The sequence below is a fragment of the Curtobacterium sp. 8I-2 genome, from assembly GCF_902506155.1.
Lineage (GTDB): Bacteria > Actinomycetota > Actinomycetes > Actinomycetales > Microbacteriaceae > Curtobacterium > Curtobacterium poinsettiae.
The window spans coordinates 656,488-673,220 of record NZ_LR732826.1 but is presented as its reverse complement, the minus strand read 5'-3'; the positions used below and the strand labels follow the sequence as shown (position 1 = coordinate 673,220).

17 protein-coding genes are annotated in these 16,733 nt (G+C 71.9%); 7 read left to right on the top strand and 10 right to left on the bottom strand.

Going from position 1 to position 16,733, the window contains the following annotated elements:
• Window positions 1-114: 114 nt before the first annotated feature.
• Complete coding sequence (locus BOSE127_RS03285) at window positions 115-1,239, top strand: LacI family DNA-binding transcriptional regulator (protein WP_159556168.1); 1,125 nt, start codon at window positions 115-117, stop codon at window positions 1,237-1,239.
• Here BOSE127_RS03285 and BOSE127_RS03280 read toward each other — a convergent pair.
• A complete protein-coding gene (locus tag BOSE127_RS03280) occupies window positions 1,169-1,564 on the bottom strand; it encodes a MerR family transcriptional regulator (RefSeq protein ID WP_159556167.1) in 396 nt (131 codons plus the stop codon). The two genes, BOSE127_RS03285 and BOSE127_RS03280, sit on opposite strands and share 71 nt — an antisense overlap.
• Window positions 1,565-1,659: 95 nt before the next feature.
• Here BOSE127_RS03280 and BOSE127_RS03275 point away from each other — a divergent pair, with 95 nt between their 5' ends.
• A complete protein-coding gene (locus tag BOSE127_RS03275; protein WP_042539945.1) occupies window positions 1,660-2,361 on the top strand; it encodes an SDR family oxidoreductase in 702 nt (233 codons plus the stop codon).
• Between the two features lie 121 nt (window positions 2,362-2,482).
• Complete coding sequence (locus tag BOSE127_RS03270) at window positions 2,483-3,466, top strand: matrixin family metalloprotease (protein WP_159556166.1); 984 nt, start codon at window positions 2,483-2,485, stop codon at window positions 3,464-3,466.
• Window positions 3,467-3,553: 87 nt separating this feature from the next.
• Here BOSE127_RS03270 and BOSE127_RS03265 read toward each other — a convergent pair whose 3' ends face one another.
• Complete coding sequence (locus tag BOSE127_RS03265; protein ID WP_159556165.1) at window positions 3,554-4,204, bottom strand: NAD(P)H-binding protein; 651 nt, start codon at window positions 4,202-4,204, stop codon at window positions 3,554-3,556.
• Between the two features lie 132 nt (window positions 4,205-4,336).
• On the opposite strand from BOSE127_RS03265, the gene BOSE127_RS03260 reads away from it, so the two are divergent.
• Complete coding sequence (locus BOSE127_RS03260; RefSeq protein WP_042539939.1) at window positions 4,337-4,822, top strand: DUF4126 family protein; 486 nt, start codon at window positions 4,337-4,339, stop codon at window positions 4,820-4,822.
• Window positions 4,823-5,271: 449 nt separating this feature from the next.
• Window positions 5,272-6,243 (top strand): NAD-dependent epimerase/dehydratase family protein, encoded by a 972-nt coding sequence (locus BOSE127_RS03255; RefSeq protein WP_159556164.1) that lies wholly within the window; start codon window positions 5,272-5,274, stop codon window positions 6,241-6,243.
• Window positions 6,244-6,252: 9 nt separating this feature from the next.
• Here the strand turns inward: BOSE127_RS03255 and BOSE127_RS03250 are convergent, their stop codons facing one another.
• From BOSE127_RS03250 to BOSE127_RS03235, 4 genes are all read right to left on the bottom strand, one after another.
• Window positions 6,253-7,446, bottom strand: coding sequence for an MFS transporter (locus tag BOSE127_RS03250; protein WP_071250010.1), 1,194 nt, complete (start codon window positions 7,444-7,446; stop codon window positions 6,253-6,255).
• 155 nt (window positions 7,447-7,601) lie between these two features.
• Window positions 7,602-7,805 carry a hypothetical protein gene (locus tag BOSE127_RS03245; RefSeq protein ID WP_017887867.1) on the bottom strand — a complete coding sequence of 68 codons (204 nt, stop codon included), beginning with the start codon at window positions 7,803-7,805 and terminating at the stop codon, window positions 7,602-7,604.
• Window positions 7,802-8,719, bottom strand: a complete 918-nt coding sequence (locus BOSE127_RS03240; RefSeq protein ID WP_159556163.1) for a helix-turn-helix transcriptional regulator — start codon at window positions 8,717-8,719, stop codon at window positions 7,802-7,804. The genes BOSE127_RS03245 and BOSE127_RS03240 overlap by 4 nt, the downstream gene beginning before the upstream one ends.
• A 203-nt stretch (window positions 8,720-8,922) precedes the next feature.
• Window positions 8,923-10,080, bottom strand: a complete 1,158-nt coding sequence (locus tag BOSE127_RS03235; protein ID WP_159556162.1) for a PQQ-dependent sugar dehydrogenase — start codon at window positions 10,078-10,080, stop codon at window positions 8,923-8,925.
• Window positions 10,081-10,190: 110 nt separating this feature from the next.
• Between BOSE127_RS03235 and BOSE127_RS03230 the strand changes: the two genes are divergently transcribed.
• Together BOSE127_RS03230 and BOSE127_RS03225 are read left to right on the top strand one after the other, a co-directional pair.
• Window positions 10,191-10,589 (top strand): (R)-mandelonitrile lyase, encoded by a 399-nt coding sequence (locus tag BOSE127_RS03230; protein ID WP_159556161.1) that lies wholly within the window; start codon window positions 10,191-10,193, stop codon window positions 10,587-10,589.
• On the top strand, window positions 10,586-11,257 hold the full coding sequence (locus tag BOSE127_RS03225) for an SDR family NAD(P)-dependent oxidoreductase (protein WP_017887872.1): 672 nt from the start codon (window positions 10,586-10,588) through the stop codon (window positions 11,255-11,257). Before BOSE127_RS03230 ends, BOSE127_RS03225 begins: the two co-directional genes overlap by 4 nt.
• Window positions 11,258-11,424: 167 nt before the next feature.
• Here BOSE127_RS03225 and BOSE127_RS03220 read toward each other — a convergent pair whose 3' ends face one another.
• The 4 genes from BOSE127_RS03220 to BOSE127_RS03205 all read right to left on the bottom strand — a co-directional run bounded on the left by BOSE127_RS03220 (window position 11,425) and on the right by BOSE127_RS03205 (window position 16,612).
• Window positions 11,425-14,247 (bottom strand): ABC transporter permease, encoded by a 2,823-nt coding sequence (locus tag BOSE127_RS03220; protein WP_159556160.1) that lies wholly within the window; start codon window positions 14,245-14,247, stop codon window positions 11,425-11,427.
• The gene (locus tag BOSE127_RS03215) at window positions 14,244-14,972 is read right to left on the bottom strand and encodes an ABC transporter ATP-binding protein (protein ID WP_017887875.1); all 729 of its coding nucleotides are present in this window, start codon (window positions 14,970-14,972) and stop codon (window positions 14,244-14,246) included. The genes BOSE127_RS03220 and BOSE127_RS03215 overlap by 4 nt, the downstream gene beginning before the upstream one ends.
• Window positions 14,969-15,553, bottom strand: a complete 585-nt coding sequence (locus BOSE127_RS03210) for a PadR family transcriptional regulator (protein ID WP_056072238.1) — start codon at window positions 15,551-15,553, stop codon at window positions 14,969-14,971. The genes BOSE127_RS03215 and BOSE127_RS03210 overlap by 4 nt, the downstream gene beginning before the upstream one ends.
• 177 nt (window positions 15,554-15,730) lie before the next feature.
• Window positions 15,731-16,612, bottom strand: coding sequence for an aldo/keto reductase (locus BOSE127_RS03205; RefSeq protein WP_017887877.1), 882 nt, complete (start codon window positions 16,610-16,612; stop codon window positions 15,731-15,733).
• Window positions 16,613-16,733: the final 121 nt, after the last annotated feature.

Here is a 16,733-nt window from a genome sequence, read left to right as displayed (position 1 = left end):
CCACGGGCCTCCCGTCCGGTCCGCACCACGCTGGTGCGGTAGCGTCCTGCCCAACGCAGTCCGCACACGTGAGGGGGGCGCCCGATGGCGCAGGGGCACCGCTCTCCACCCACGATGAGCGACGTCGCCGCCGTTGCAGGTGTCTCGAAGAAGACCGTCTCGAACGTGCTGTCCGGCTACGAACACGTCTCCGTCCGCACCCGTGACCGCGTGATGGCCGCCGTCGACGAGCTCGGCTACGAGCTCAACGTCTCGGCCCGCAACTTCCGCGCGGGACGCTCCAAGGTGCTCGGCCTCGCGGTGCCGGAGCTGCGGCAGGCGTACTTCGCCGAACTCGCCGATGCCGTCATCCGCGCTGCCGGCGCCGTGGGCTACACGGTGCTGATCGAGCAGACCGCGAGCGGCGTGCGCGAGGCGGACGCGATCACCCGGATGCGCGAGCACTCCATCGACGGCATCATCTACAGCCCGTTGACCGTCCGTCCGAGCGACGCCGCCGCACTCGAGGTGAAGTTCCCCCTGGTCGTGCTCGGTGAGCCGATCCCGGACGCACCCGTGCCGTTCATCGCGATGTCGAACGCCGACGCCCTGCGCGACGCGACCACCCACCTGCTCGACGCCGGTCGTCGTTCGATCGCGTTCATCGGTTCCGATCCGGCGGGCCCGGTGCGCACGGCGCAGGAGCGGTTGCGGGGCTACCGCGAGGCACTCGACGACCACGGCGTGCCGTTCGCGCCCGAGCGCGTCGTGCCGACCGCGCTGTGGCACCGGGCCGAGGGGGCGGCGGCTGCACGACAGCTCCTGGAGGCCGGGGTGCCGGTCGACGGGATCGTCTGCTGCAACGACGCGCTGGCACTCGGGGCGATGAGCGCGCTGCAGCTGGCGGGCCGGACCGTGCCGGACGACGTCGCGGTCGTCGGGTTCGATGACATCGAGGAGTCGGCGTACTCCACCCCGGCGTTGACCACGGTGTCGGCCGACTTCGACCGCACAGCGGCGACGGCCGTCGGGGTGCTCGTCGCCCAGCTCGAGGAGGGTGCCCCGGCGACACCGGGCGTGCTGCGCTCGCGCCACGCGCTGGTGGTGCGAGCGTCGTCAGCGACCCGCTCGGGACGCGAGGCCCGTGGCGGACCCGCCACGGGCCTCCCGTCCGTCCTGGGGTGGTGTCTCAGGCCGCGACCGGCTCCGCAGGTCGGTCACGCAGTGCCGGGCAGTGCTCGGCGGTGGGGTGCTCGGTGATCGCGATGACCTGCTCGAGGCGCCCGCGGACCGCCTCGAGCTCGGCCAGCTGCGCGGTGATCCGGTCCCGCTCCGCGAGGAGGAGCGCGAACGACTCCGGCGTCGACTCCCCGCGGTCGACGCACGGCAAGAGCTGCACGATCGTGCGGCTCGCGAGCCCGGCGGCGAACAGCTGCTGCACGAGCTGGACCCGCTCCACGGCTGCGTCCGTGTAGGTCCGCTGCCCGCTCGCGGTGCGCGACGCGGTGAGCAGTCCCTGCTCCTCGTAGTACCGCAGCGAGCGGACGCTGACGCCGGTCGCGGCTGCGAGGTCACCGATGCGCATGTGGACTCCGATCCGGGCTTGCCCCTGACATGGGTGTGAGGTCTTAGCGTAGCCGAGCCGCTGCGGGAGACACCCGCGCGGCAGGAGGAGACACCATGGACATCGCTGGATCGGTCGCACTCGTCACGGGCTCGAACCGGGGCATCGGACGCCGCTTCGCGCTGCAGCTGCTGGAGCGCGGCGCCACCAAGGTCTACGCGACCGCACGTCGACCCGAGCTCGTGGACATCGAGGGCGTCGTGGCGCTGCCGCTCGACATCACCGACCAGGCATCGGTCGAGGCGGCGGCCGCCGCCGCGGGCGACGTCACCCTGCTCGTGAACAACGCCGGCATCTCGACGACGGGCTCGCTGCTCACCGACGACCTCACCGATGCGCGCCGCGAGATGGACACGCACTACTGGGGGAACCTCGCGATGATCCGGGCGTTCGCGCCGGTGATCGAGCGGAACGGTGGCGGCGGCATCGTGAACGTCCTGTCCGCACTGTCCTGGTTCGTCTACCCGGGATCCGGCGCGTACGCGGCGGCGAAGGCCGCCGAGTGGAACCTGACGAACGCCGTCCGGCTCGAGCTCGCAGGCAAGGGGATCAGCGTGCAGGGGCTGCACCTCGGGGCGGCGGACACCGACATGATGGACGGCTACGAGGGGCCGAAGGTCGACCCGGCCGACGTGGCGCGGGCCGCGCTGGACGGCGTCGAGCGCGGTGCGGCCGAGGTCGTCGTCGACGACTGGAGCCGGATGGTGAAGGCATCGCTCGCCGATGCACCGGAGCGCTTCTACGCGCAGTTCGCCTGAGCGTCGCCCCTGACTGGGGGCATGTCCCCGCAGCGCAGCCCTGGACCCGGCGCTGGGTCATCAGCGACCATGGACCCGGATCAGGAACGGGGGGCACGTCGCCCGCCGCTGGAAGGGAACCATGCGTCCTGTCAGGAACGCACTCAGCACCGGGGCGATCGTCGCGATCCTCGCCGGGCTCACCATCACCGCAGCACCCGCCCAGGCGGCGACCCCGGGGACCGGCGCGAGCTGCGCCCCGGGGACCCTGTCGGTGCAGACGCTCGAGAGCGGCTGCACCGCGACGTCCGGCACGGTCGTCACGCCCGACGGCCGCACCTTCGCGCTCCCCGCACCGGGTGAGAGCGTGATGGCGAGCAGCACCTCGGCGCCGGGCGCGCCCGAGCTCGCCGACGTCCTCATCGCGAACAACGGCTCCGCCGGCGTCGCCGTCCGCGTGGACGAGGCATGGCGCGGGTCCGCTCCCGCCGTCCAGCAGGAACGTGCGCAGAGCCAGGCCGCGACCGCGCAGGAGCCCGCCGCGACGACCGCTGCGACCACGAAGTGCACGAGCACGGCGTGGAAGGCGTCCGGCTACAGCTGGGCGAGCACGGTCAAGTGGTACTACAACCAGACCGGCCAGAAGTCGACCTACGCCAAGGACGCCCTGCGCAAGGGCGCGAACGCGTGGAACGGCACCATCTCGGCCTGCGACCGCACGGTGACGTCGACGGCGAAGAACGACTACCTGCGCCTCGCGACCCAGAAGCCGAACCTCACCGACCAGGGCGGCTGCTCGCGGAACAACGGGTACAACGTGATGGGCTGGGGCAAGCTCCCCACCGGCACCCTCGGGGTCACGTGCGTCTGGTTCGACGGCAACGGCAACGCCCGTGAGGCCGACCAGCGCTACGCCACCGGCTTCAAGTGGAGCTCGACGGCCACCTGCTCGGGCGCCCGCTTCGACACCCAGGTCGTCGCGACGCACGAGTGGGGCCACCTGTACGGGCTCGACCACGTCGCCACCGGTACCGGTCAGGTCATGGAGCCGTCCGGCGGCTACTGCGAGCTCGGCGGCCGCACGCTCGGCCGTGGCGACATGACGGGCATCTCGACGCTCTACTGAGCTCGATGCGCTCCTGGGACAACGACGGGGCCGCGGCGGAGAACCGCCGCGACCCCGTTCGTCTGTCTGTGGGGCTGGAGGTCTTGCTCAGACCGCGTCGGCGCGCAGGAACTCCGCCACCGGGGTCGACCCCTCGTTGAACCGGAAGGTGTTGCCGGCCGTGCCCGGGTTCTCGACCACGTCCGCGACCACGTGCGCCACGTCACCGCGCGGCACCTGGCTCGACGTGCCGTCCCAGTCGACGGACCCGGTCGGCTCGTCATCGGTCAGGGTGCTCGGGGCGACGATCGTCCACTGCAACCCGGAGTCGCGGAGCACGGCGTCGGCGATCATCTTGGACTGCGCGTAGGCGAAGAAGTCCTGGTCCTGCGGGACCCCGTGGTCGAGCTGCGAGCCGGAGAACGACACCATCACGTAGCGGTCGACCCCGGCCTGCTTCGCCCCCTGGATCGAGAGCACCGCGGCGTCGCGGTCGATGGCCCAGGTGCGCTCGACGGAACCGCCACCGGCACCGGCCGACCACACCACCGCGTCGTGCCCGCGCACGAGCTCGGCGAAGTCGTTCAGGGACTGCTGCTGGATGTCCGCGACGTGCGGTTCGCCGCCGTGCGCCCGGATCTCGTCGGACTGGTCGGCGTTCCGGATGACGGAGGTGACGGTGTGCCCGCGCTCGGACAGGATGCGGGTGGCGAGGAGTGCGACCTTGCCGTGGCCGCCGAAGACGATGACGTTGCTCATGGTCCGGACGCTACTCGGGGCGGCTCCGTGCCCGGGGAACGCGGGACGTCCGCTCGTCGCTCGTCGCCTGCGATGCTCGGAACACCCGGGGGCACCGTGCGTACCGTCGGGGGCAACACGACAGGAGTCACGATGAGCAAGCAGCACGAGCAGCACACCCTGGTCCGCACCCTGGTCCTCGGCATCATGAGCGGCGGCCGGAGCGCCACCCCGCTCGCCGTCCTCGCACTGAACCACGACCGGTCCTCGTTGAAGGGGTCGTGGCAGCAGTGGAAGGTCTTCAGCACCCCGCTCGGCCGTGGGCTGCTCGTGGCGTCCGCGGTCGGTGAGCTCATCGGCGACAAGCTGCCGAAGACCCCGAATCGCATCGCCCCCTCTGCGCTGCTCGGTCGCGTCGCGTCCGGTGCCCTCGCCGGTGCGGCCCTCGGCACCACCGGCAAGCGCGACCTGCGCATCGAGGGCGCGATCCTCGGTGGCGTCGGCGCCCTCGTCGGCAGCTTCGTCGGCTGGGGCGCGCGCAAGCTCGTCGGGAGCACGGGACTTCCCGACCCGGTCGTCGCGCTCGCCGAGGACGCCGCGGTCGTCGCGGGCTCGGTGAAGGTCATCACCGCCGACTGAGGGGCGGGAGCGGCGGTCAGGACGTGCCGCTCAGGTCCGTGGGGTGGTCGCGATCTGTCGGTCGCCGGGTCGGTGGCCGACAGTTCGTGACCGGTCGGCATTCGCCTCGCGACGTGTCGTGACCGGCCGACGGATCGGCCGACGGACCGACGGACCGACGGACCGACTGACCGACGGACGGGAGGCGCGGTGCCAGGCCGCCACGGGCCTCCCGGCGGGCAGGTGCGAGCGGTCAGGACATGCCGCTCAGGTCCGTGGGGTGGTCGCGAAGTGTCGGTCGGCGGGTCGGCAGTCGACAGTTCGTGACCGGTCGGCGTTCGCCTCGCGACGTGTCGTGACCCGCCGACCGACGGCCCGACCGACAGGCCGACAGCGGTCGGCACGGTGCCCGATCGCCATATCCGACCGTTCCTGCTCACGATCCACAGGCCGCGGCCTACGGTGGCCCCATGCACATCGTCGTCATCGGAGCCACCGGCCACATCGGCTCGTTCCTCGTCCCCCGTCTCGTCCGCTCGGGTCACCGGGTCGTCGCCGTCACCCGCGGCACGAGCACCCCGTACGCCGACGCCCCGGAGTGGCAGCAGGTCGAGCGGATCACCGCCGACCGCGAGCAGGAGGATCGCGACGGCACCTTCGGCAGCCGCATCGCCGCGCTCGGTGCCGACGCCGTCGTCGACCTCGTCTGCTTCACCGAGTCCTCGGCCGCAGCGATGGTCGACGCGCTTCGTGGCACCGGCACGCACCTGGTGCACTGCGGCTCGATCTGGCGCGCGGGTGTGTCGCACGTGCTGCCGATCACCGAGCAGAACGCGACCCAGCCGTTCGGCGACTACGGCGTCCAGAAGGACGCCATCGCGCGGATGCTCAAGGAAGAAACTGCATCAGGCGGTTTGGTCACGACGTCCCTGCACCCCGGGCACATCAGCGGGCCGGGCTGGACGCCGATCGGTCCGCTCGGCAACCTCGACACGTCGGTGCTGACGAAGCTGTCCGCCGGCGAACCGCTCGAGGTCCCCGGGCTCGGTGCCGAGACGATGGCACACGTGCACGCCGACGACGTCGCGCAGGCGTTCCAGCTGGCGGTCGAACACCGCAACGCTGCGGCCGGCGAGGACTTCTTCATCACGGCCCCGACGGCGCTCACCGCGCGCGGGTACGCCCACCTGGCAGCGTCCTGGTTCGGCCAGGAGGCCCGGCTCGACTCCGTCACGTGGGACCGGTTCCGCGAGACCACGGCTCCGGAGCACGCTGACGCCAGCTGGGAGCACCTGTCCCGCAGCCAGGTCTTCAGCACCGAGAAGGCGAACCGGCTGCTCGGCTACGGCCCGGCGTTCACCGCCGAGGAGACCGTGCTCGACGCCGTGCGCTGGCTCGTCGACCACGGGGAGCTCGAGGTCGCGAACCCCCTGGTCCGCTGAGCACCGTGGTCACACCCGCTCCGGCTCGACCACGAGCCCGCGGTTCCGGTGCACGACCCAGACCGTCGCGGCGAACCCGGTCAGCACCGCGGCGCCGATCGTGACCGCTGTCCAGCCCCCGGCGTTCCACAGCACCGACGCCAGCGCGGAGCCGATCGCCCCGCCGATGAAGTTCGAGGTGACGAAGGCGGTGTTGAGCCGACTCCGCGCGGCCGGGTCGACCGAGAACAGCCGGGTCTGGTTGAGCACGTTCGCGGCCTGCACGGCGACGTCGAGCAGCAGCACGGCGAGCAGCACCACGACGATCGAGTGCGCACCGATCCCGGCGACGACCAGGGAGACGAGCAGGAGCACGATCGCTCCCCCGGTGACGGGTACCGACAGCCCCCGGTCGTGCAGTCGCCCGACCCGCTGCGCCGCCACGGCACCCGCGAGCCCCACCAGGCCGACCAGCCCGATGCTGCTGGTGGAGAAGTCGTAGGGGTCGCTGCTGAGCAGGAACGTCAGGGCGGTCCAGAACATCGTGAACACGGCGAAGACCGACGAGCTGATCACGAGCGTGACCTGCACGGTCCGGTGGGTCCCGATGGCACGGAACACCGACAGGATGAGCTGCGGGTACCGCACCCCGCCGCGGGCTTCGAGCTCCGGGATGGCGCGCCGCAGCAGCAGGGCGAGGACCACCGCGACGACAGCGGCGAGCACGTAGATCGCACGCCACCCGAACGCGTCCGCGACCAGGCCGCTGATCGTCCGCGACACCAGGATGCCGGTGAGCACCCCGGACGCGATCGTGCCGACCACGCGTCCGCGCTGCGCGGGGTCGGCGAGGTCCCCGGCCAGCGGGATGAGGAGCTGCCCGGCGACCGTGGTCAGCCCGACCAGCGCCAGGGCGACCAGGAGCGTCGCGAAGGTCGGAGCGATCGCGGCGAGCAGCAGCGCGACGGCGGAGGCGACGAGCACCCAGGGGATGAGGCGCCGGCGGTCGAGGACGTCCCCGAGCGGCACGACGAGCAGGATGCCGAGGGCGTAGCCGACCTGGGTCAGCGTGACGAGCAGTCCGGCGAGCGACGCCGAGGTGCTGAGCGACGATGCGATGTCGTCGAGCAGCGGCTGCGACCAGTACAGGTTGCCGACCGCCGCGCCCCCGGCGACGGCGAACAGCAGGGTCCGGCCCGTCGACATCGAGTGCTCCGTGCTCATGCTGCGGGTGCTCCGAGCGAGGCGTTCCGCAGGGTCTCGTCCACGAAGTCGGCGTGGTTCCGGGTGAACTCGGGGTCGGTGTCGACGAACGGCATGACCTCGACGCTAGGGCCGACCGCGGGGCCGTGACAGGTGCTGTCTTCCCCCCTCAGCCGTCACCGCCGCCGGAACAGCTCCCCCAGGTGCCACGGCCCGGGCGCGAGCCGCACCGCTGCCTCGGCTCGGACCCGTTCCTCGAGTTCGCGGTCGCGGGTGAGTTCGTGGATCTCCTGCTCGGCACGCCACCGGAACCGCAGTCGACCGAGGAACCCGGTCGTCGGAGCCTGGACGACGGTCTCGACGGACTCGGTCTCGTTCACGCGTCCTCCCCGGCAGCAGCGGCGGCAGCGCCAGCAGCACCAGCGGAGATGGTGTCCGTCGACACGGCCGTCGCGCTCGTCGCAGCGAGGTTCGCCAGCAGCTGCAGCCGTTCCTCGGAGGACGACCCGGGCTCGGTGCCGTACACGACCAGGGTCAGTCCGGAGTCGGTGACGAGCTCCATCGTCTCGTAGGTCATGTCGATGTCGCCGACGTCCGGGTGGTGCACCCGCTTCACGCCGCTCCGGTGCCGCATCACGTCGTGCGCGGCCCAGCGTCGCCGGAACTCGTCGCTGCGGGTGGAGAGCTCCCCGATCAGGTCCGTCAGCCCCTTGTCGTACGGCGAGCGGGCCGCCTCGGCGCGCAGTGCGGCGACCACGTCCCCGGCGACCGAGTCCCAGTCGCGCCAGAACTGCTGCCCCCGCGGGTCGAGGAACGCGAAGCGCGCGGTGTTCGGGGTACCGGAGGGCGAGAGGAACAGCGGCGAGTACACCGCTCGGGCGAGGCTGTTGCCGGCCAGGAAGTCGAAGCGTCCGTTGCGGACCCAGGCGGGCGCGCTGATCGAGTCGAGCACCCGCTGCACGTTCGGCCGCACCTTCGACGTCGGGGTCGTCCGGCGCGAGGCCCCCGAGGCGTTCTGCAGGCGGGCCAGGTCGAACAGGTGCGCGTGCTCGGCGTCGTCGAGACGGAGCGCGCGGGACAGCGCTTCGAGGACGCCCTCGGACACACCGGTCAGGTTCCCGCGCTCGAGGCGGACGTAGTAGTCGACGCTCATCCCCGCGATCAGTGCGAGCTCTTCACGACGCAGTCCCTTGACGCGGCGGACCCCGCCGAAGTCGGGCAGCCCGACCTGCTGCGGCGTGACGCGCTCGCGGCGTGTGCGCAGGAAGTCACGCACTTCGCTCCTGGTGTCCATGCGTCCACGGTACGGCCGGCAGGGTGGCGGAAGCAGGGGCTGCTGGTACCCGTCAGGTGGCGCCCGGCGGTCTGACGCGACCACGAGCGGCCTGGAGGCGCGGTGCGGGCCGCGCTCAGCCGTGCGGTGGTCGCCACCACCGCATCAGGCGACCTGGTGCGAGCGAAGGGCCACAAGCCTCCCGTTCACGTTCACGTTCACGTTCACGTGCGCGTGAACGGGACGGAGACGATCCGGTCGTCCCCGCTCGACGGCGTCCCGCGGCCGTCGGTGTTGTTCGTGACGAACCAGAGCGTGTCCGACGGCCCCTCGAGCACCGTCCGGATGCGGCCGAAGTCACCCGCGAAGTACTCGGTCGCGGTGCCGGGCTCGTCGGCGGGGACCGCCCGGAGCACCTCGCCCCGCAGGTTCGCGACGAACACGGTGTCGTCGACGACGGCGAGGCCGCTCGGGGACGCCTCATCGGTGGACCACTGCTGCACGGGGTCGACGAAGCCCTGGTCCTCGCCGCCGGTGCCCTCGACCTCGGGCCAGCCGTAGTTCGATCCCGGTTCGATCACGTTGAGCTCGTCGTGCGTGTTCTCGCCGAACTCCGACGCGAACATCGTGCCGTCCGACGACCACCCCATGCCCTGCACGTTGCGGTGTCCGAGGCTCCACACCGGTGACCCGTTGATCGGGTTGTCGGCGGGGACGTCGCCGTCCGGCGTGAGCCGCAGGATCTTGCCCGCGAGCGAGTCCTCGTCCTGCGCGTCCGTGCTCGCGCCGGCGTCCCCGACGCTCGCGTAGAGCATGTCGTCCGGACCGAACGCGATCCGGCCGCCGTCGTGGAACGAGTTCTTCGGCAGACCGTCGATGATCGTCGTCGCCTCGCCGAGCCCCCACGACCCGGTGTCCCCGGTCAGCTCGTACCGCTGGATCCGGTTGCCGTCGTCGGCCGTGGAGTACACGAACAGGTCGTCGTCGTGCAGTGCGAGCCCGAGCAGTCCTCCCTCGCCGCCGTGGCTGACACCGTCGATGGTGCCGACCTGGCGGGTGGTGCCGTCGGACCGCAGCTCGAGCACCCGGGCCGAGTCGCGCTCGCTGACCAGCGCGTCGCCGTCGTCACCGGTCAGGACCACCGACCAGGGGGCCTCCAGGCCGGTGACCACGTCGGTGGTGTCACCGTCGAGCGCCACCTGACCGGCCGCCAGGTCGGCGGGTGCGGACGCGCGCGCCGTCGGTGCGCCGCCGCGGCCGGATCCGTCCCGCTCTGCTCCGTCGCCACTCGTGCAGGCGGAGAGGACCAGGGCGGCGACCGCGGCGAGGCCGGCCACCGACCAGAGGCGGCGGCTGCGGGGTGTTCCGGCGGGTGTGTCCACGATGATCCTCCCGGGGTCGTGGGTCGATCACACACGCTGCGTTCGGGAAACCCCTGAGGGGTTCTGTCGGCACCTCTCGACGGTGCGCACAGCGGCCTACCGTCGTCGGCATGCAGATCGAACCGAAGCAGCCGACCGTCAAGAACCCGCCCGAGCAGTTCACCGGCGACGTGTACCTCGACGCCATCGCCTCGCCGAAGGAGCCCGGTCAGACGATGACCGTCGCCAAGGTCCGGTTCCTGCCCGGCGCCCGCACCGCCTGGCACTCGCACGCCAAGGGGCAGACCCTGCACGTCACCGAGGGCGTGGCGCGGATGGGCACCCGGGACGGACACGTCATCGAGGTGCAGGCTGGACAGACCGTCACCACGCCGGCCGGCGAGGAACACTGGCACGGCGCGACCCCCACCGACTACATGGAACACCTCGCGATGCTCGATGCCGCCGACGACCCGGCGACGACCACCACCTGGCTCGAGCACGTGAGCGACGAGGAGTACACCGCATGACCACCATCGCCATCGTCGGGGCCGGCAAGGGCCTCGGCCTCGCCGTCGCCGAGCGCTTCGCCCGCGAGGGCTTCGCCGTCGCCCTGATCTCCCGCAACCAGGACCGCCTGGACGGCCTCGCCGCGGAGCTGCGTGAGCGCGGCCACACCGCAGCCGGGTTCGCCGCGAACGTCCGTGACGGGGACTCCCTGCGCACCGCACTCGAGCGCGCCACCGAGCAGCTCGGCCCCATCGAGGTGCTGCAGTACAGCCCGCTCCCCGCCAAGGAGTACATGCGCCCCGTGCTCGAGACCACGGCGGACGACCTGGTCGGCCCGATCGAGTTCTCGGTCTACGGCTCGGTCAACGCCGTCCGCCAGGTGCTGCCCGGCATGCGCGCGATCGGCCACGGCACGATCCTGTTCGTCAACGGCGGCAGCGCGGTCCGACCGGGCGCCCGCGTCACCGGCACGTCCGTCGCCTTCGCGGCCGAGAGCGCCTACGCGCAGCTCCTGCACGACGCCGTCCGCGACGAGGACGTCCACGTCGGGCAGCTCATCATCCCGTTCGGCATCGACGACGGGCAGCCCGAGCACTCCGGGGAGTCCATCGCCGACCGCCTGTGGGCGATCCACACGGAGCGCGGCGACTTCCGCGCCTACGCGGAGGCGCTGCCCGAGCTCCCGTGAGCGGCATCGAGTGAGCAGAACGCGACGGGTCCGGAGACGCGACCCGTCGTCTTCTGCTCACTCCCTGACGGACTGGAGGCCCGTGGCGACGCCGCCACGGGCCTCCAGTCCGAGCAGCCGACTCGACATCTTCTGCTCACCAAGCGAAGCCTCACGCAGCACGCGCGTCAGTGCGCCCGTCGCACCGCCACCCGCCGCCGACCCCGCGACGTCAGCCACGCCCCGGCCGTCACCACGAGGGGCAGGCCGATCGCGAGCAGCGCCAGCACCGGCCAGTCCGGCACGAACGGCATGTGGTTCACCCCGACCGGACTCTCGGTGAACCGCAGGGTCAGGGCGCGGATCGGCAGGAGTCCGAGCAGCGTGCCGATCACCGAGCCGACCGTGGCCAGGATCGCCGCCTGCCAGGTCGACACCCCACGGCGCAGACGCGGAGCGGCACCGATGGCGTCGAGCACCTCGTCGTCCCGACGCCCGTCGGACCGTGCGAGTCCGATCGCCACCGCCGTCGCACCGATGGTCACGGCCGCGGCGAGTGCGAGGACGATCGCCCGGATGAGCGCCTCGTTGTCGGTGGGACCGGCTTCGTACGTGAACGTCGGGCCGCTCCACCGTGCACGGTCGTCGCCGCCGAAGCTCTGCCACGCCGAGCTCAGCTCGTCCGCCTGGGCAGGGTCGAGGTCGTGCGGCAACCTCGTGACGAGCATGCCGTCGACCACGGGGACGCCGTACTGCTCGGCAGTGGCCTTCGTCATGAAGACGCCGACCTGGATCCGCGGGGTCTGCACGTCGAGCACCGCGGGGATCGAGACGCTGGCCGCCGGTCGGGTGCGCTCGGTGATGGGCTCGCTGTCCCACGTCCGGTCGTGGAACGTGTCGACGCGGACCGCGCCGTCGTGGGCGTACTCGGGCCAGAGCGACACGGCCCGACCGCCCTCGAGTGCGCTCCGGACGGCTGCGGACGGCTGGTGTCCGGTGAGCACGGCGTAGTCGTCGACGGTGCCCGTCCAGATGTGCGGCATCGACGCGCTCGCCGTGTCCAGGTAGTACGAGCAGCTCGTCGTGTCGTTCGCCGGGCAGTCGTACGCGCTCCAGCGGTGCGGGATCGTGACGGTCGAGGGGGTGTCGCCCGGCTGCTCCTGCGTGACACCGAGCACCCGGATGCGGTCCTGGTCGAAGACCCCGGACACCACCTTCGCGGCGTGGGCGGTCAGCTCCGCGTCGTGGCGACCGGTACTGCCGCCGTCCTTCGTCTCGGTCAGCACCTCGGACGTCGCCACCCCGACCGCCGTCGTGTACTCGTACCCGCGGACGTACTGGGCGTGGCTCGATGCACTCCACGTGATGACGACCGAGGCCACGAACACGACGCTCATCACGCTGGCGAGCACCGGCACCGTGCGGACCGGGTTGCGGCGGGCGTCGCGGGCGGCCAGTCGCGCCGACAGACCGGCCCGCGAGGTGAGCCGGGTGACCAGGGCGAGCAGCCACGGTGAGCAGATGGCGATGCCGAGCTGCATCAGGCACGGTCCGAGCGCGACACCGGCACCGACCACCCAGGCCCAGTGGTCGTCCTGCACGGGACGGTCGTTGAGCATGAGCACCCCGACCCCGCAGGCCATCGTCGTCAGGGCCCCGAGGACCACGAGCAGCGGCCCCCAGATGCGCCGACGTCGGCGGGCCGGACGGCTGACGGGCACCGGACGGAGCGAACCCCGCAGGGCTGCGAGCACGTTGATCCGGGTGGCCGACCGTGCGGAGACGAGCGCGGAGACGAGCCCGGCGAGCACCCCCGCGGCGGCGATGGACAACAGCAGGAGCGGCGGCACGTGCAACCCGGGGAACGACACCACGTTGCCGTTGTCGATGAGTCGGTAGGCGAGCACGCCGACCCCGGTGCCCACGGCCACGCCGAGGACCGCGCCGACGAGCCCGAGCACCAGGCCGGACCCGGCGACGATCGTGCGGACGAACCGTTTGTCACCGCCGACGCTCGTGACGATGGCGTACGAGCGGGTGTCCGCCCGGGTGCCGACCAGGAACGCGGCACCGGCGAGCAGGGCGACCTCGAACATCGCGAAGACGCCGAGCAGTGCCATCGCGCCGAGGTACCAGCCGATCGTCGAGCTCATCTGACCGCCGGGGAGCCGGGCGTCCGGCGGGTCGAGCACGACCGGACGCGACTGCACGACGATGCCGTGCGCGTTGAGCTGCCGGATCTCCGACCAGGTCGGGGCGTCCGACGGCAGGTACACGGTGACGTCGGTCAGCCCGACGTCGTCGGTGGTGTCGGTCGTCGAGAGCGTCGTGCCCCAGGGCAGGAAGATGCCCTGCGATCCCGGGTCGGTGCCCAGGTCGGTCATGGTGCCGGTGATCGTGAAGCGCTTGGTGACGGGGTCGGTCAGGTCCACCGTGTCACCGATCCGCGTCCCGAGGCGGTCGAGCGTGGCCGGCGTGACCATGAGCTCACTGCGTGTGGTCGGCCGGGAACCCTCGAGCACGTGCCAGTGACCGTCGAGCGACGGGTCCCAGACGCTGCCCTCGACGGCGGTCAGCCCGACCGGACCCTTCGGCCCCTGGAGCACGACGGGCGTGCTGCCGACCGGGATCGACAGCGCACCGTCGGGCACGTGTGCCAGGACGTTCGCGAACGGGGAGTCCTGGTCCGACTTCGTGACCGGGCTGTTCCGCTTCGAGTCGGTGAACTCCCACTGCACCGGGTCCTGCACCATGCCGGGCAGGTCCGGGCCGGACACCCGCATCTGCGCCGATGCGTGCCCGAGGTCGTGGTCGAGCCGCTCGGTGGAGGTGGCCTGCGTCGACTGCACCACGACGGCGACGGCCGCGAACCCCGCGGTGGGGATCCCGATGAGCGCGATGATCAGTGCCGCGCGGCTTGCCTTCGCGAACGCCAGCCGACGCCCCAGACGGAGCGCCGGTCGGAGGGCGAACGGCGTCCGGGCGGTCCCGGAACGCCGGCCCCGGCTCACGACGCGGTCCGGTCCGTCAGTGCGGTCTCGACGCCCGAGTACACGGTCTCGTCGACGACACGTCCGTCGCGCAGGAACACGATCCGGTCCGCCCAGGCGGCGTGCCGGGCGTCGTGCGTCACCAGGAGGGCGCCCGCCCCCGCGTCGACGTGCCGACGGAGCATGCGGAGCACGACCTCGCCGGTCTGCGAGTCGAGTGCGCCGGTCGGTTCGTCGGCGAGCACGAGTCGACGTTCACCGACCACGCCGCGGGCGATCGCGACGCGCTGCTGCTGCCCGCCGGACAGGTCGTCCGGGTAGGCGTCGGCACGGTGCGACAGCTCGACGTTGTCCAGCGCGAGTTCCGCGGCGCGGCGGGCCTGCGAGGCCTTCCACCCGTCCAGTTCGAGCGGCAGTGCCACGTTCTCGACCGCGGTCAACGAGGGGATCAGGTTGAAGTCCTGGAACACGAACCCGATCAGCCGGCGCCGCAGCGCTGCGAGTTCCCTGGCGGGACGGTCGGAGACGAACGCGCCGTCGATCAGGACCTCGCCGCTCGTCGGCGGCAGCAGGGTGCCGGCGCAGGCGAGCAGCGTCGACTTGCCCGACCCCGAGGTGCCCATCACGGCCACCATCTCGCCGCGTTCGACCCGCAGGTCGATGCCGGCCAGGGCGGTGACGGCCTTGGCGCCGGAGCCGTAGTGCACGCTCACGGCGTCGAGCTGCAGGAGCGGTGCGGCGGTCACCGTGCGCTCCGGGGCGCGGCAGCGGAAGCGGAGGCGTCGGCACTGGCCGGTGCCGCCGGGTGCTCGTCCGGCCGGTACCGCGCCACGCTCGACTCCACGTGGTCGAGCCAGCGCACCTCGGCCTCGGCCTGGAACACCATCGACTCGAGCACGAGCGACCACGCCAGGTCCGTCGACGGGTCGGTCGTCCGCTTCAGCCGCGTCAGGTCCTGCAGGTTCCGGATCGCGGCACCACGCTGCACCTGCACCAGCCGGGCGACGTCGACGCCGGGCACGGTCACGGCGAGGGCGAACTTGATCGCCAGCTCGTCGCGGCCGCGCTTGGCCGGCACGGGCTCGCTGAACCAGCGGGCCACCTCCGCGCGGCCCGCGTCGGTCGCCGTGTAGACGACGTGGCCGTCGTCGTCGGCGTCGCCGCGGGCGACCAGGCCGTCGCGTTCCAGGCGGTCCAGGGTCGTGTAGACCTGGCCGATGTTCAGCGGCCAGCTCCCGCCGGTGCGGTGCTCGAACTCCCCCCGGAGCTGGTACCCGTAACCGGGTCCCCCCACCAGCAGCGCGAGTACGCCCATCCGAACGCTCATGACACTTCCCCTGTCCCGGGCCACCATGGCCATACCGAGTATGCACATACCCGGTATGCGCACGCAAGCGCGGATCTGGACAGGGCGAAAAACGGACGGGAGGCGCGGTGCCAGCTGGCACCGCGCCTCCTGTCCGTCGGCTGGTCGCGTTCGCGACCCGCGGTCGCGTCCGAAGGGTCAGTGACCCAGCTTCGCCAGCTCCTCGAACTCGTCGTCGGTCAGCTCGACCGTGGCACCCGCCAGGTTGTCCTCGAGGTGCGCGACGCTCGACGTGCCGGGGATCGGCAGCATCACCGGGGAGCGCTTGAGCAGCCACGCGAGCGCGAGCTGCGCCGGGGTGGCGCCCTTGCGCTCGGCGATCTCGGTGAGCGGCGAGTCCTCGCCGGTCAGGCCACCCGTGGCCAGGGGGAACCACGGGATGAAGCCGATGCCCTGCTGCTCGGACCAGTCGAGCAGCTCCTCGGCGTCACGCTTCTGCAGGTTGTAGAGGTTCTGCACGGAGACGATCGTGGCGATCTGCTGCGCGGCCTTGACCTCGTCGACGGAGACCTCGGACAGGCCGATGTGGCGGATCTTGCCCTCGTCCTGCAGCTTCTTCAGCTCGCCGACCTGGTCCTCGAGCGGGACCTTCGGGTCGATGCGGTGCAGCTGGAACAGGTCGATGCGCTCCAGGCCCAGGCGGCGGAGGCTCATCTCCGCCTCTTGCCGCAGGTACTCGGGGCGGCCGACGGGCGGCCAGACGTTCGGGCCGGTGCGGGTCAGGCCGGCCTTCGTCGCGATGACGACGTCGTCGCCGTAGGGGTGCAGGGCCTCCTTGAGGAGCTCCTCGGCGACGTAGGGGCCGTACGAGTCGGCGGTGTCGAAGAAGTTCACGCCGAGCTCGACGGCGCGCTTGAGGACGCGGATCGCCTCGTCGTGGTCCTTCGGCGGTCCCCAGACGCCGGGGCCGGTGAGCTGCATGGTGCCGTAGCCGAGCCGGTTGACCTCGAGGTCGCCGCCGATGCGGAAGGTGCCGGAGGACGCGGCCGGACGGTTCGTGGTGTCAGTGCCTGTGGTCATGTCCCCGGTCTACGCCCGGTGCGTTGCCGGTCCCTGAGTCGGTGTCCCCCGACCGCTTGCCGTGTTCGCAGAGTCCACGGACGGGTTCGTGCGCGCCGTGGCGTTCGGAGCGGTGGTGCTG